Here is a 15,219-nt window from a genome sequence, read left to right as displayed (position 1 = left end):
CGCCCCAGGTCGGGCACCTCGCGATCGAGGACGAGTCTGAGCAGGACGGGCGGCGTGCCGTACCGGACCGCGTGGGTGCACCACGGATCTGCTCGCTCTCGCGGCCCCCGGGCCGAACGGCAGTTCCGCCTCGACGAACGCGTCCGATTCATTACTTGGAGTGAATGCAGGGGCTCGTGGAAACGGCCGGTCGGCGCGGCGAGGATCGTGTGCTGTACATCAAGCATCGCTGAAAGTCCGGGCTCGACAGGGGAATTGGGGACGGGAATGACTACCGATGTGGTGCGGGAGTCCGTGCGGGCGGGCCGCGTGGTGCTGTGGGAGGAGTCCGCACGGGACGGAGCGCAGGCCAAGACCCTGATGAGCGCATCGCTCCGAGTGCTCCTGGCGCGGGAGCAGGGCGCGATCTTCAAGGAGCACGGACCGCGGCACGTGGTGTTCGCAGCCGGTTTCCCCGCCGTGTGCGCCGAGGAGTTCGAGGCTGTGCGCCAGGTGGCCGACCAGGCCGAGGGGTGGGTGAGCGTGGCAGCGGTCTGTCGCGGGACCCGTGACGATGTGCGCCAGGCCGTCGCGTCGGTACGGGGCAGCGCGCACGCACGGGTGATGCTGGTGGTGCCGGCCTCGGAGGCGATGGCAGGTGTGATGGTCCACCGCGGTGCCCGAGACGCCCTGGAGGAGGGGGTCGCTCTGGTGAAGGCGGCCCGCGACCTGGACCCGGGAGTCGCGACCGACGTGTGTCTGGCCGACGCCTCCCGCGCGGACCATGGCTTGCTGGCCGCCTACGCCCACGCCATGACGGACGCGGGCGCCGGCACCGTGACCCTTGCCGACACCGTCGGGCGTCAGCTGCCCGGGGAGACGGCGGAGATGTTCCAGCGGGTCGCGGGGCGGACCGATCCGGACGTCGTGCTCGGCTCGCACCTGCACGACGACCTCGGTCTGGGGCTGGCCAACACCCTGGAGGCGCTGGGCGCGGGAGTACGCCTGGTGTCCAGTTCCTGGCTCGGTATCGCGGAGCGCTCCGGGATGGCCGCCACGGAGCAACTGCTCCTCCTTCTTGCCCACGATCCGGGCCGGGTCGCAGCTCTGCTGGGCCAGCAGCAGGCCCCGGCACTGTGGTGGACGGACCCGGACCTGACCCGGCTGCCGGCGATCGCGCGGATGGTGTCGCAGGGGACCGGCGTGCCTCTGACAGTGACCACGCCCGTCGTCGGCACCGGAGTGGCCACGATCTCCACCGGCACCCCGTTCGTACACCCCGAACTCTTCCAGCCCTTCGACCCGCAGGCTCTGCTCGGCATCACTCCCCGCGTGGTGCTCACGCATCTGGCCAGCGCCCGGGTCGTCACCGCGGTCGCGGCCCGCCTCGGCCACCGACTGGACCGCGAACAAGCGAAGGCCGCCATGAGGTGGGTCAAGGCCCACGCCTACCGGATCGGCAGCGCCGTCGTCGACGACCACGTCTTCGCTGCCTACCTCGACGGTCTCACTGGGCCCGACGCCGTCCCTCGTGCGGGGGCGCTCCTGCCCGCGGGCGGGGACGGCCGGTGAGCACACCCCCTCCGGCCCCCGGCGGCACCGTGGACCTGGAGGGCGCCCGCCGCGCCCTCGACCGGGGCGCGGCCGTGGTCCTCCCCAATCCCGCGCCACTGACCTGTGTGCTCACTGCCACCACCCCGACGGCCGTCAACGAAGCCAAGGGGCGACCCGGAGAACAGCCCGTCGCGGTCTGGGCCCACTCTCCCGGCGCGGTGGGCAGCCTCGCGCCGTTCCTCGACCTCGGGGCGCCCGACACCGACGTCCTGCGACGTCTGCTCACGGACGAACTCCTCACCGTGCTGGTTCCTCTGACGTCCGCTCCGCGCCCCCCTGAGTGGCTGCGTCCAGCGGTCAAGGACGGCTGGGCGCTGCTGTTCGGCGCGCGCTGGCTCCCGCTGCGTCCCCTACTCGACCGCTTCCCGCTCCTGTACGTCAGCAGTGCCAACCGCACCGGCTGTCCCCCGGTCGCGGACGCCGCAGCGGCGATGGCGGTGTTCCCGGCCGGCACGGCCGTACTGGGAGCGATCGCGTCGACACGGGAAACGGGCACGCCGAACGAGCTGCGCCGCGGCAACACCCCGCCCGCCCGTTCCTCCGGTGCAGGACGCCCGTTCGGCACCGGAGGAACCGGGCAGGCTCCGCCACGCGCGGCGACCACCACCGTGCGCCTGTACCGGGGCGGCCGGCTCGCACTCCACCGGCACGGTGCGCAGGACCGCTCCCACGCGGATGCCGCCGCGTACCTCGCCACCCTCGCCGAGGGCTGAAGGGCCCGGTCGACGCGTGACCCGGTGGCTCGGCCTCATCCGCCCCGGCTGAAGGACGCACCGGCCGTGACGGCTCCGGTTCGCGCCCCTCGCTCCGGGAAAGGATGCAGGGGCCGAGCCACGGGCCACCAACGGGACACGGAGCGCGTCGAAGCGCGGGCCGCAGCCCGGACGTGCCGATGCGCTCCCGTCCACCCACCGCAGGAGGAACCCACCCCATGATCATCCCGCACCGTCTGATCGGTTCCGGTGACCTCAAGGTCCTCGTGCTCCACGACTGGTTCGGCACCAGTGCCGGCTGGGGGTCCTTCCTGGACTACCTGGACGGCGGCACCTTCAGCTACGCGTTCCTCGACTACCGCGGCTACGGCGACCGCAAGGACGTCACCGGCGCGTACACGCTCGCCGAGATCGCCGACGACGCCCTCGCCCTGGCCGACGAACTCGGCTGGGAGCAGTTCTCTCTCGTCGGCCACTCCATGGGCGGCAAGGCAGTCCAGCAGGTGCTCTCCCAGGCTCCGCAGCGGGTGAGGAAGGTGGTCGGCCTGGCTCCCGTCCCCGCCGGGCCGTACCCGCTGGACACCCCCGGCGAGGCACTCTTCTACGGCGCGGCGCTGGACCGTGCCAAGCGGCTGGCCATCGTGGACCTGGTCACCGGGCAGCGAGCGAGCCGGGTGTGGATCGATTTGATGGTCGACCGCTCCCTTCAGCTCTCGACCCGCGAAGCATTCGGCGGCTATGTCAGGGACTGGGTCACCGCCGACCTGACGGAACGGATCACCGGCAACCCCGTCCCCGTCAAGGTCATCGTGGGCGAGCACGATCTCGCCCTGACGGCCGACGTGATGCGCCGTACCTGGCTCACCCACTATCCGAACGCGGAGTTGGAGCAGATCGCCAACAGCGGGCACTACCCCATGCACGAGGCTCCGGTGGCGCTGGCGACCTCGCTCGAGGCGTTCCTGCGCGCCTGAACCGGCCTCGGCGATCGCGGGGCGTCGCCGCGGGTCAGGACGTGCGGCGCGACCTCTGCCGGCGGCGTCCGCCGCCGGCTCCCCCGAAGCAGCCGCATCGGACTCAGGCGAGCTGGACCTGTGCGAGCGGGCGCCGGGCGGGGGGCGGGACGGAAGCCACCGGCCCCGCCCCGGCGTCCGGTTCCAGGAACGGCGGGCGCTCGGCAACGGGCAGGTGAGGGCGCTCGGCGGCCTGGACAGGGTCGGCGGCGGGCTCGGAGAAGGCGAGCTCCAGCGGGCGGCGATCGGGGTTCATGGGCACAGTGTGACCCATCGTCACCGAACCAACGCCACCGGATCGGCCGACCCGCCGCCCGCGCGGTGCCGTCGAGACCGAAGCGGGGCCGTCCGGGCAGGTCGGCACCCCGCCGGACGGGTGCCGACAGAGCAGGCGAACCAGGCCTGGCACCAGCCGCTCCGGCTCCAGGGCACCCGGCCCTCCGGAGGCGCGCGAACGCCCCCTCGCCAGGAGCGGCCGGGCCTGGCGGACCGCTGCCGGACACTCCGCGGCCGTCAATCGCCTCGACTCGACCTGCCACGGGATCAATGGGCCGAGGGCGGTGGCCGCGCCGTTCTTCGGGTGGCGGTCTCGATGGGGCAGCCGGCTCCGGCGTCCTGCGACCCTCACCAGCGTGCTCAGGTCTGGTGCTCGAACCCGGGAAAGCACACCTGCGTTGATCCGGGTGACGGCGGCCAACTGCCACCGGGTGCTCGGAAGCCGCCGAGTCGGCGGTTGCGGTGCGGTGGACGCGCTGACCCCCGATCAGTCGGGCATCATTCCCAGCTGCTTCATCATGGCCACGGCATCCCAGCTCCACCAGCCTTCCTTGGCCTTTCCCTCCTCGAAGCGCCAGACGGTCATTCCGGTGGACTCGATCATCCTGTTGCTGGCGGGCATGCCCATGAACTCGCCGATGTGCGTGCCGCGCCAGGTCCACCGGGTGCACACGTGGTCGCCCTCGGCGATCTGGCTCTGGACGTCGAAGACGAAGTCGAAGGCCCGGCGGTAGCGCTCGATCATGTCCCTGACGGCTGCCGGGCCGACGGTGTCGGCGTCCATCGACGGGTCGTGGTCGACGTAGTCGGGTGCGATCAGCTCGTCGACGGCGGACATGTCCCCGTTCGCCGGCTCGGTCAGCAGCCGGCGGGCGGCGTCCTTGAGGAACTGCTCGTCGCGGACGAGATCCAGGTTGGTGAACGTCGGTGGCTCCTGGCACAGGGCCACCATCTCCCGGAAGATCCGATCGGTCTCCGGCAGACCGGAGTTGCGCATCGCCGCCTCGTACGAGGGGAACTCGACGATCTCCACGACATGCCGGGCATCCTCTCGGTCGGCCCCGACCATGGTGTGGGTGGCGGTCCGCTTCCCCTCTGTCACTTCGATCCAGCTGGTCATCAGCTGGTTGAGCTCGTCCGGCCGCTCCGTGCGGCACTCGACGATCTGGACGAAAGTCATGGTGCAACCTCCTGGTCCCACGCCCCTGGCGGCGAACGCCACCGCGCGCGCCGACCCTGACTCCACTGTGCCCCGCCCAGTGACACGCCGCGCCCCGGCACCGCGAGGCGCTACGCCTCAGCGGCCGCTGAGGCGTAGCGACGGCGAGGGCGGTCGGGGGCAGCCCCCGTCACTTCGACTTCGACCTCACCCTCGCCGACCCCACCGAACTGAACCACTCGTGTGTACGGACGGCGCTCGCTGCGCACGGCATCACCGTCACCCCCGAGCGGGTGGCCGCCGAACCCGCCTTCACGGCCTCGCTGTTGCGCCGCCGCGGTCTCCGCCACCTTCGCCGACATCGTCCGCCACGGCCTGGCGCCGGTCGGCCCGGACGAGTTGCGATGGCCGGTGGTCGGCCGCGATGACGGCGCCCGCGCGCCCGACGCCTGCCTTCACGCCGCCCGCCTGCCTGCAGTCCCCCCGACCGGCGCCTCGCCCAGGAGGACACCGACGAAGGCGTCACCGCCGCGCCTGCCGTCGGCACGCACGTCATCGACATCAGGCACCGCCCCTGGCCATGAGGACACTCGGCGCTTCTCGGGCAGCGACTGCCGGAGTACGGGTGCACGTGTCCGTGCCGCTCCCGCGGATGCCCACAGCGCCGACAAGGAGGCGTCAGGCCGGCCCGGGAACCGGCCGTGGTTATGGGGACCTGACGGTCCGCCGGTCGGGTCGGACCTCCGCCCTCACCGCGCCAGGTACCCACCGACCGTCCCCGGAGTCGACGGCTCCCCGGGTGGATCAGCACCTCCGGTTCTTCCAGGCCCAGCGCGACGGGGAAGACGTGCACGCCGCCGGCCTGCACCGCACACGGCCCGTCTGACCGGGCGGCAGCCCACCCGCCGTCCCCGGGACGCCTCGAAGTGGAGCCCCGACCGAGCGGTCGAACGGCGAACGGCGTGGCCGGACAGCGGCTCGGCGCTGTCCGGCCCCGGGCTCACGGCAGGGTCCACTTCTGGTTGGCGCTGCCCTTGCAGGTCCACACGACCAGTTGGGTGCCGTCGGTGGTGCTGGCTGACGGGTCGTCGAGGCACAGGCCGGACTGGAGGCTCTTCAGCGTGCCGTCCGCCTGCGCGTTCCACTGCTGGTTGGCCCCGCCGTTGCAGGTCCACAGGTCGACCAGGGTGCCGACCGCGGTGCCCTGGCCGACCACGTCCAGGCACTTGCCGCCGTGCAGCAGGCGGCCGTTGTCCCAGGTCCACGCCTGGGCCTGGTCGCTGGTCGCGCAGGTCCAGATGACGGCTTTGGTTCCGTCGGCCGAGGAGTTGCCGTAGGCGTCGAGGCACTTGCCGCTCACGCCGGAGGCGACCGGGCCGGTGATCGGGCCCGTGCCGGTGCCCGGGGTGAGGGCGAGGTTGTCGAACTGCTGGGTCCGGTAGCCGGTCAGGGCGAGGCCCGCCATGCCGGAGGTGTAGGAGTGGTCGGTGGCGGTGCCGACGGTCTTGCCGTCGATCGCTGCGGTCAGGGTGGAGCCCTGCATGGTGAGGGAGAGCCGGTGCCAGGTGTTCAGGCCGGGCGCGGTCACGGTGCCGGACGCCAGAGTGGTGAGGCTCCAGGCGAGGTCGCTCTTGAGGATCGCCCAGCTGCCGGTGTCGCTCAGCCGCAGGTGGTAGGCGTTGAGGCCGCCGTCGTTGCGGCCCTGCTGGTTGACGCGGCCGAGGACCTCGGCGGCGCCCGGCTGTGCGAAGAGGGTGTCGGCGGCGGCGGTGTAGTTGGCCCAGCCGAGGTCGCCGACGATCGTGTAGGGAGCCTTGTTCGGCTCGTCCGTCCAGTGGATCGGGGCGGTGGGGGCCATCTGCCGCAGGCAGGAGCCGGTGCGGCCGCCGGCGCAGGGACCGGTCTGGAAGGCGCCGTTCATGTCGGCGAAGTAGCGCGGCGAGCCGGTCGCGGCCGGGGTGTCGAAGCCGTCCGCGTACGGCAGGCCGAGCGGTGCGGCCGCGGGCGCGGTGGCGGCGCCCTTGCCCTGGCCGGTGGTGGTGGTCACCGTGTAGAGGTGGCCGGGCTGCAGCGTGAGCGTGTACGAGCCGTTGACGGGCGTGAGGTCCTGCTCGTGGACGAGGTCGTCGGAGGCGTCCGCCGTGGCGAGGTTGGTCGACCAGACGTGCACCTGGCCGGTCGACAGCCCGCCGGTGATCGTGAAGGCGGCGGTCTGGGACGCGGTGGCGTCCATGGTCTCGACGACGGCGGAGTAGTCGCCGGTGCTCGGCGACCTCAGCGCGACGTAGCTGCCGTTCGTCCGGTTGCCGCCCAGGTATCCGGCCGCCGGGTCGAGGTACTTCCAGCCGGGCTTGGTGAACTGGGTGGTGTGCGCGGTGACCCAGGTGGTCTGCCCGATCGAGTAGCTGCCGGACCACGGTTGCGGGGCGAGTGACATGCCGTCGGTGGAGAAGTAGAGGTTCTGGTAGAGCGCGGCGATGGCCGGCCAGTTGATGAACGAGGTCATCCGGCCGTCGATGTAGTCGCGGTTGATCGCGCGGGCCACCGCCGCGGCGCCGGTGTTGTAGTCCTGCGAGCCGCTCTCGCTGGCCCACAGCGGCTTGCCGATCGCCTGCGCGGAGGGCGTGCTGTTGCAGGTGGTCATCGCGCCGAGGTAGCCGCACGGGTAGTGCATGCCGATGACGTCGATCGCGTTGTCCAGCGCGGGATCGGCGGCCATCGCGTCGGCGAGCTTCCAGTCCCAGCTGTCCGCTCCGACCACCTTGGTCGAGCCGTGGCCGTTCGCGGTCAGGGCGCTCTTCAGGTTCTTGTACCAGGTGGCGTTGTAGTCGCGCTCGTTCCAGCCGCCGAGGTAGTCGATCGGCAGGTGATGCTGGGCGGCGCAGCCGATCCAGCCCATCAGGTAGTCGATCATGTCCTGGGACCAGAAGTACGGCGTGCCGGGGCTCGGGTTGGCCGCGTCGTTCACGCCGATCCAGCCGGGCGCGCCCCAGGCGAGGCCGTAGAGCTTGATGTCGGGGTTGCGGGCCTTGGCCTGCTCGGCCAGCCACCACTCGTAGCCCTGGTTGCAGTCGACCGCGCCCCGGGAGTGCTGGTAGCTGGGCTCGGCGCCGTCGGTGGAGTTGGTGTCGCCGCCGATCTCGATCTTCAGGGTCTGGAGGGCGGCGCCGTAGCCGGGTTTGAACAGGTAGTCGAGGAGTTGGCTGCGCTGGGGTTCGGGATAGTCGATCAGCAGGCGGGAGTTGCCGCCGCCGCCGCTGGCCGCGCCGACCCCGTCGAAGACCCGGCCGGTCCTGGCGCCGTCCACGGTGATGGAGGTGCTCACCGTGGCGGCGCTCGCGGGGGCGGCGGCCGGACCGACGAGGAGCGCGGCGGGCAGCAGGAGGGCGGCGGCCGACGCCGCCCGGCGGAGGGCGCGTCCGGGCATGGCCAGGATGCGGAAGGACCCGTTCATGGAGGTGCCCTTCGTACGGTGCCGGAGACGGCGTACCGCACGCCGCATCCGAGCGGGTTGGGTGGACGGTCGCAATCGATCACAAGCGAACAGAGGCGACCATGTTCGCACAGTAAGGGGGTGGCGAGTTGACGGTCAATCAGGCGCGCGCGCCGGGAGCCGTCTTCGAGGGCGCCGCAGGTCGTTCCACGCAATTCCTGCGGGCCGACCTGCTGCTCGCGCAGGCACTTCCTCGGCGTGCCCCGGCTGCCGCGGCATCGGTGGGACCCGTGACCAGGAGCAGGAGCGTTACGACCGGGGGCCGTTGACGGTGGGCCGGCCGGGCGCCGGCTCGCAGGACCGGCAGGGTGTCGGTGTCACCGCCGGCGGGCGCAGGGAGGTGACGGCCCTGGGCCCTGCGCGTCGGCTGAAGCTTTCACGTGTCCAGGTGGCGGGGCGTCAGAATGGTCGGGTGCCGTGGGGCACGCAGGAGCGGACCCGGAGGTACCACCCATGACGCGCTACAGCGTCGACCTCGACCGACGTGAACTCATCGCCTCGTGGGGCACCGGGGAGGGCGACCTCGCCAAGCGCCTCGCCGCCCTGCCGGACAGCACGGACACCTCCGCACTCCTGGGCGTGGCCCGCTCGCTCACCCAACTGTCCGACGCCGCCTGGCGCACCTACACCCACCCGGCCGGCGTCGCCGGCGCGCTGGAACCCGACAGCGAGGGCTGGCGCCGCGACCGGGAACGCGAGGCCTTCGGCGAGGTCGCCGACGCGATCACCGAGCCGAACCTGCCGAGCGGCGGCACGATGATGGTCTCCTACAGCCGCCTCGTCGAATCCGCCCACCGCATCGGGCGCGCCCTCCGCAATCTCGGCGACGAAGCCCTGACGACGGCCGTCCTCGCCGAGGCCGCGCTCGAACTCGCCGCAGTGGAGAGCGCCGAACTCGGCGACCTCACCGACCGCGCCCAGCAGGCCGTCCTCCTCAGCCGCGAGGACGCCTCCCCCGTCCAGGTCGCCGCCGCTGACCAACTCCTCCACGAGGACCCCTTCGGCCCGGTCGAGTTGTTCTCCACCCTCGACCCCACCGCGGCCGCCGTCGCCGCCGCGCACTGGCTCGCCGCCGCGGCCGAAGTAGCGGCCGAGTCCTCCGGCGAGGCCCCCACCGACGTCGTCCTCGAAGCCGACACCATCGAATCCCTCCCCCACGAAACCCCCACCCTCGTCCTCGGCCTCATCGAGGCCGGCGCCACCCCGCACGAGGCCGTCACCGGGCTCGTCCGCCACGCCATGCACATCACCGACGGCTTCCTCCTGGACCCCGTCGCCCTGCGCGACCAGCTCGAAGGTCTCGAGGACACCGTCGCCGAGTACACCGGCGAAGCCGAGCCCGACCTCGACGACATCGCCGTACGCCTGACCCCGCTCGACCCCAAGCGTCCCGCCCGCGACCTCCTCGAAGACCTCCTCACCGGCATTCACGGCTGCTGGCTCCTCCACAGCGAACACGACGAGCACGACGAGCACGACGACGAAGATCTCGGCGGTGCCGAGGACCACGACGACGAACACCACAGGCAGGGCCGTGCACACTTCGCCCGACTCGTCCGCGAAGCCGCCGCCGCGAACCGCGACCGCCTCATCTGACCAGCACCCCGGCCGAAGCACCCGGCACCGGTCCGGCTCCGGGCAACTGGCGAACTGCGCCCTCAGGCGCCTGGGCCTGCGGCTCCGCCTCTGCTGCCTCGCTGCGTGCGTCGCCGCCGGTCACACCGTCTGATCAGCCCGCGGCCACCGGCCCGAACCGCTGGCCGCCCGCGCGCCGGCTGGTCACTTCGGCCCCTTCCGGGACGGTTTCGGGGCCTTCACCTCCTTGTGGTGGCCGTTGTCGTGGGGGGTGTCCGCCACTTGGTCACGCGGGGCGGGCCTGGGCGGAGTGCGGTCGGCGGTGTCCGGGGCCGGCGCCGTCCCGGTGGCGGGCGCGGTGGAGGACACGGGCGCCGGCGAGGACGGGACGGACACCGATGCGGGCTGCTGCCCGGCGGGGGGCGCCGCCCGGTCGCCCGCGCTGATCGCCGTGCTCGCCGCCCCGCCGGAGAGCAGCAGGCAGGCCACCCCCGCCGAGAGCGTCACCCACCTGCGCCGCCCGTCCCGCCTGCCCGGCCGCGTCCGGTCCGCCGGGTGCGCGGCCTGCCCCGGGAGGAGCAGGTCCACGCAGTCCTCGGCAGACGGCCGGGCTGCGGGGTCCGGCCGGGTCATGGCACGCAGGGCCTGCGCGAGCGGGGCGGGGATGCCGTCCGGGATCGAGGGGGCGTGCAGCAGCCGGGCCACGGCCGCCTCGATGGGGCCGCCCGGGTAGACGCGCTGCCCGGTGAGGCACTCGATCAACAGCAGACCCAGGGCATAGACGTCGCTGGCCGGGCGGGCGCCCTCGCCGCGGATCTGCTCGGGGGCCAGGTAAGCGGGGGTGCCCACGACGAGACCCGTGCGGGTCGCGTCGGCGTCCCCGTCCACGGGCGAACGCGCGATGCCGAAGTCCGCGAGCCGCGGCGACCCCGAGGCGTCGATCAGCACGTTGGAGGGTTTGACGTCGCGGTGGACGACCCCGCAGGCGTGGACGAACGCAAGCGTGCAGGCCAGTTCCCGGCCCAGCCGGACGGTGGCGGGGACGGACAGCGCCGAGGCGCGCAACGCGTCGGCCAGGGTCGGGCCGTCCACGAGTTCCAGGACCAGGTAGGGAAGTTCATCCACCTGGCCGTAGTCGTAGACCTCCACCAGGCCGCGGTGCCGGAGCCGGGCCAGCGTCCGGGCCTCGGCGACGAACCGGCGGGAGAAGTCCTCGCCGGCGCCGGGGCGCAGCACCTTCAACGCGACCTCGCGGCCGAGCCGGAGGTCCAGTGCGCGCAGCACCCGCGCGCCGCCGCCCTGGCCCAGCAGACCCTCGATCCGGTACCGGTGCGCGAACAGCTCCGCGGTACCGACCTCTTCCACTGTCGAGTGCATGCCATTCTCCGTTGTCGGGCGGCCGACCACACCACGTAGAGGGGACACGATCCGCCGGCGCGTACCCGCGATCCGCGAAGCGATGCACCCCGCCGCCTCGGCACCCGCGCCCGCCATCCGGTTCGACCTCGCCCGCGCACTCACCGGCCGGCTCGCGTTCGGCCGCAGATACCCTTGGACGGCCAGGCTCCCGCGGCGAGCACGCAGGTCCGGACTCCCGCTCCGAAGCGCTCAGTTGGGCGAGGAGGATTCTGACGGTGCCGGGTCGTCCCGGTCGTCCGGGTCGTCCTGCGTCCGTCGGCGACGGTTGTCGGGGAGGTGACGGGTGAACAGCAGGGCGCCTGCGGTGATCGCGGAGCAGGCGAGGACGGCGGACTTCAGGCCCTGGATCTGCGCGGCCTCGTAGTGGTCGACCAGGCTGGCGGCTTCCTGCGGCGGCACGTCGGGCCGGCCGGCGAGGGCCGCGGACACCTGGTCGGCGGGCACGAAGGAGATGCCCGCCTCGACCTGGGTGCCGACCTGCTGGGCGACGGCTTGGCTGACCCGCGGGTCGCTCTCGACCCGGGCGGTGACGGAGGTGGCGAGCGCGCCGATCAGGATCGCCCCGATCAGCGCCGTGCCCAGGGAGGAGCCGAGGTTCTGCGCGGTGTACTGCAGACCGCCGGCCTCGCTGCGCTCGGCCGACCCGACGCTGGACTGGACCGTGTTGCCGAGCTGGGAGGCGAGCAGGCCCATGCCGATGCCGAGCAGGGCCATCGCCCCCGCGAACGAGGCGCCCTTCAGCTCCGGCCCGATCGCGGTGATCAGCCAGACGGTGGCGGCGAGCAGCACCAGCAGACCCACCCGGACGATGGTCCGGGTGGAGGCGAACCGCAGCAGCAGCGAGCCGCACATCGAGGTGGCCAGCATGGTCACGGAGACCGGCAGCAGGCGCAGCCCGGTCTCGAAGGCGTTCAGTCCCTGCACGACCTGGAGGTAGAGCGGGATGACGAAGAACAGGCCCAGCAGCACGGTGTTCTGGTTGAAGAGGGCGGTCAGCCCGGCGCGCAGCGGCCGGTTCCCGAACAGGGCGAGCGAGACCAGCGGGGTCGCGCCGCGGCGTTCCCGGCGCCGTTCGTGGGCGCAGAACGCGTAGAGCAGCGCGGCGCCGAGGGCGACGGCGAACAGCGTCGGCGCGAAGCCGAGGACGGTGAAGGGCGGATTGCGGGGCTCGACCCAGCCCCAGGTGCCGCTCTGCAGGACGGCGAGGACCACCAGGGCCAGTCCGGCGGCCGACAGCACGGCGCCGAGCACGTCCAGTCGGGGCCGCTCGGTGGGGCGCGGCTGTTGCGGCACCCAGCGCATCAGCAGCAGGATCGCGAGGACCAGCACCACTTCGCCCGCGAACACCAGACGCCACGTCAGGTAGGTGGTGACCCAGCCCCCGAGCAGCGGTCCCACCGCGATGCCCGCGCCCGCCAGGCCCCCGACGACGCCGTAGGCGATCGCCCGTTCGCGCCCCCGGTAGGAGCCGGCCACCAGTGCGGCGAGGGCGGGCAGCACCAGCGCCGCGCCCAGTCCCTCGACGACGGACCAGCCGAGGGCGAGCACGCCGACGGTGGGGGCGACCGCGGTGAGGCCGGATCCGACGCCGTAGACGACCAGGCCGACCGTGAAGACGCGACGGCGGCCGTACATGTCGCCGATCTTGCCGCCGGTCAGCATGAAGGCCGCCATCACCAGGGTGTAGAGGGTGATGACGGCCTGGATGGTGGTGACCTCGGTGTCGAAGTCCTCGACGAGTTGGCTGATCGACACGTTCATCACCGAGGCGTCCAGCACCATCAGGAACTGGGCGGTCCCCAGGACGGCGAGGGGCTTCCAACTGGTCGTCGTGGTGCGCATCGGGTTCACTCCCTGGTCAGCGGGGCACCGGCACCGGGGTCGGCGGGGACCGTGATCACGGGGCAGGGGGCGTGCCGGATCAGGCCGTGCGGGACGGAGCCGAGCCGCAGGCCGGTCAGGCCGCCCCGACCGTGCCGCCCGACCACGACGGCCAGCGCGTGGGCGGAGGCCCGGGCCAGCTCGTCGACGGGCTTGCCGTTGATCACTTCGTGGGTGAGGTCGAGGTCCGGCTCGTCGGCGGCGCTGCCCGCAGTGGCCTCGAACAGGCGTCGCCGGGTCTCCTGCTCGCCCTCCGGCGGTTCGAACGGCCGCACGGGTGTTCGCCGCACCCACAGGGCGCGCAGGGCCGCGCCCCGGCGGGCCGCCAGGTCGGCGGCGAAGCGCACCGCGACCACCGGGCGGTACGCCTGGGCGCTGACCGGGACGGTGACGGAGTAGCGGCTCAGGGTCTCCTCCAGGCGGTTGAGGCGGCGGGTGCCGAGCACCACCAGCGCGGCCCGCGCGGATTCGCCGCACAGGAGCGGGGCCGGACTGCCGTCCCGCAGGACGGACTGGATCCGGAGCCGGGGGTGGCGCCCGGCCGCGATGCCCTCGGTCTTCTCCAGTGCCGCGGCTCCCGCCTCGCGCAACTGCTGCAGGCGGCCGTCGACGCCCAGCACGATCGGACGGGCTTCGGTGAGTGACGTCATCGCTCCTCCACCGAGGCGGCGGCCGTCGTCCGGTGACGGCCGGAACGGTCTCCACGCCAGGCCCGGCCGCGGTGGGCGCACGTCCGCGGGGCGTCCTCTTCCAGCTCCGGCCCGGTGCAGCGCTGCAGCACGGGGATCAGGCATCGGGGGGTGAACCGCACCGGCCCTCCGGGCCCGCACATCGGATTCCACGGTCCACCTCCGTTCGCGAACACGGCCCCCGCTCCAGTGTGCCCACCGCTGCCCCGGTCGTGCCGCGCCGAGCCGGTGGGGCGGCACAATCGGAGGGGATCGATCCGGTCTTCTCCGGCGGCCGCCATGGACGCGACCGAAGCAGGCGGCAATTCGGTCCACCTCCACGAACCTCCGGCCCGAGCTGGTCCGCGCCATGTGCGCCCGCTCGGCCCGTCCGCCGGCCCGGTCCAGGTGCTGCGTCGGGCAGCCCGCGGCGGGACCGAGCCCGCGGCGGGTTCTAGGGTGGGCACAGTCCGCGCCGCCCACCCGGAGGCCCCCGTGCTGCAGCTCCGCCTGATCGTTCCGTCCGACCTGCACGAGGCGGTCATGGAGCGGCTCGACGCCTGCGTGGGCGTCGCCCACGTCGTGGTGCTGCCGGGCGGTGCGGTGAAGCCGGCCGGGGATCTGGTGCTGTGCGACGTGGCCCGCGAGGCGGTGGACGAACTCCTGGACGACATGCGCGCGTTGGGGTTGCCCGAACGCGGGGCGATCAGCATGGACGAGACCGGACTCACCCTGTCGGCCGCAGCGGACGCGGCCGAGGAGGCGGCCCCGGGCGAGGGCGTGGACGCCCTGGTCTGGGAAGAGGTCACGGAGGTCGTCCACGAAGAGTCCACCCTCAGCGGGGTCTTCCTCGCCCTGCTCACCGTCGCGACCATGCTGGCCGCCTGCGGCGCCGTCCTCGACAGCGCGATCCTCGTCGTCGGCGCGATGGCCGTGGGCCCCGAGTTCGGACCGCTCGCGGGGCTGTGCGTCGCACTCGTGCGGCGACGGCTGCGGCCGGCGCTCCGCTCACTGTCGGCGTTGGCGGTCGGCTTCACCGTGGCGATGGCGCTCACCGTGGGCTTCTCCCTGCTGATGGACGCGTTGGGCCTGTTCAGCGACGCGAAGTTCGCGGCCGCGCGCCCCAACACCTCGTTCATCTGGCAGCCGGACGCGATGTCCTTCGTGGTCGCGTTCCTGGCGGGCATCGCGGGCCTGCTCTCGCTCACCTCCGCCAAGGCCTCCGCCCTGGTCGGCGTGGCGATCTCCGTCACGACCGTGCCCGCCGCCGCGAACGCCGCCGTCGCCGTCGCCTACGGCGAATACGCCCAGGGCTGGGGCTCCGCCGTCCAACTCGCCCTCAACCTGTCCGGCATCGTCCTCGCCGGCGTCCTGACCCTGCTGGTCCAGCACGGCGCCTGGCACGTTGCCCGCCGCACCCGGTGAACCG

11 protein-coding genes are annotated in these 15,219 nt (G+C 72.9%); 5 read left to right on the top strand and 6 right to left on the bottom strand.

Annotation, left to right across the window (positions count from 1 at the left end):
- Positions 1-267 precede the first annotated feature (267 nt).
- The 3 genes from BX266_RS35355 to BX266_RS35345 all read left to right on the top strand — a co-directional run bounded on the left by BX266_RS35355 (position 268) and on the right by BX266_RS35345 (position 3,280).
- Positions 268-1,551 (top strand): 2-isopropylmalate synthase, encoded by a 1,284-nt coding sequence (locus tag BX266_RS35355; protein ID WP_099906730.1) that lies wholly within the window; start codon positions 268-270, stop codon positions 1,549-1,551.
- Positions 1,548-2,306, top strand: a complete 759-nt coding sequence (locus tag BX266_RS35350; RefSeq protein ID WP_099906728.1) for a hypothetical protein — start codon at positions 1,548-1,550, stop codon at positions 2,304-2,306. The genes BX266_RS35355 and BX266_RS35350 overlap by 4 nt, the downstream gene beginning before the upstream one ends.
- Before the next feature lie 218 nt (positions 2,307-2,524).
- Complete coding sequence (locus BX266_RS35345; RefSeq protein ID WP_099906726.1) at positions 2,525-3,280, top strand: alpha/beta fold hydrolase; 756 nt, start codon at positions 2,525-2,527, stop codon at positions 3,278-3,280.
- A 103-nt stretch (positions 3,281-3,383) separates the two neighbouring features.
- Here BX266_RS35345 and BX266_RS35340 read toward each other — a convergent pair whose 3' ends face one another.
- The 3 genes from BX266_RS35340 to BX266_RS35330 all read right to left on the bottom strand — a co-directional run bounded on the left by BX266_RS35340 (position 3,384) and on the right by BX266_RS35330 (position 8,208).
- Positions 3,384-3,575: a hypothetical protein gene (locus tag BX266_RS35340; RefSeq protein ID WP_099906725.1), complete on the bottom strand. Its 192-nt coding sequence runs from the start codon at positions 3,573-3,575 to the stop codon at positions 3,384-3,386.
- A gap of 507 nt (positions 3,576-4,082) precedes the next feature.
- Complete coding sequence (locus tag BX266_RS35335) at positions 4,083-4,775, bottom strand: ester cyclase (RefSeq protein WP_099906723.1); 693 nt, start codon at positions 4,773-4,775, stop codon at positions 4,083-4,085.
- A gap of 979 nt (positions 4,776-5,754) precedes the next feature.
- Positions 5,755-8,208 (bottom strand): ricin-type beta-trefoil lectin domain protein, encoded by a 2,454-nt coding sequence (locus BX266_RS35330; protein ID WP_259465009.1) that lies wholly within the window; start codon positions 8,206-8,208, stop codon positions 5,755-5,757.
- Between the two features lie 492 nt (positions 8,209-8,700).
- On the opposite strand from BX266_RS35330, the gene BX266_RS35325 reads away from it, so the two are divergent.
- Positions 8,701-9,843 carry a hypothetical protein gene (locus BX266_RS35325; protein ID WP_099906722.1) on the top strand — a complete coding sequence of 381 codons (1,143 nt, stop codon included), beginning with the start codon at positions 8,701-8,703 and terminating at the stop codon, positions 9,841-9,843.
- A gap of 183 nt (positions 9,844-10,026) precedes the next feature.
- Here the strand turns inward: BX266_RS35325 and BX266_RS35320 are convergent, their stop codons facing one another.
- The 3 genes from BX266_RS35320 to BX266_RS39110 all read right to left on the bottom strand — a co-directional run bounded on the left by BX266_RS35320 (position 10,027) and on the right by BX266_RS39110 (position 13,772).
- Complete coding sequence (locus BX266_RS35320; RefSeq protein ID WP_180290729.1) at positions 10,027-11,199, bottom strand: serine/threonine-protein kinase; 1,173 nt, start codon at positions 11,197-11,199, stop codon at positions 10,027-10,029.
- Positions 11,200-11,430: 231 nt separating this feature from the next.
- Positions 11,431-13,083, bottom strand: a complete 1,653-nt coding sequence (locus tag BX266_RS35315) for an MFS transporter (RefSeq protein ID WP_099906719.1) — start codon at positions 13,081-13,083, stop codon at positions 11,431-11,433.
- Between the two features lie 5 nt (positions 13,084-13,088).
- The gene (locus BX266_RS39110) at positions 13,089-13,772 is read right to left on the bottom strand and encodes a universal stress protein (protein WP_099906717.1); all 684 of its coding nucleotides are present in this window, start codon (positions 13,770-13,772) and stop codon (positions 13,089-13,091) included.
- A 513-nt stretch (positions 13,773-14,285) separates the two neighbouring features.
- Here BX266_RS39110 and BX266_RS35305 point away from each other — a divergent pair.
- Positions 14,286-15,215, top strand: coding sequence for a DUF389 domain-containing protein (locus tag BX266_RS35305; RefSeq protein WP_099906715.1), 930 nt, complete (start codon positions 14,286-14,288; stop codon positions 15,213-15,215).
- The last annotated feature ends 4 nt before the right edge of the window (positions 15,216-15,219 follow it).

The organism is Streptomyces sp. TLI_171 (assembly GCF_003610255.1).
In the GTDB taxonomy this organism is placed as follows: Bacteria; Actinomycetota; Actinomycetes; order Streptomycetales; family Streptomycetaceae; genus Kitasatospora.
This window is presented reverse-complemented; position numbering and strand designations above follow the sequence as displayed.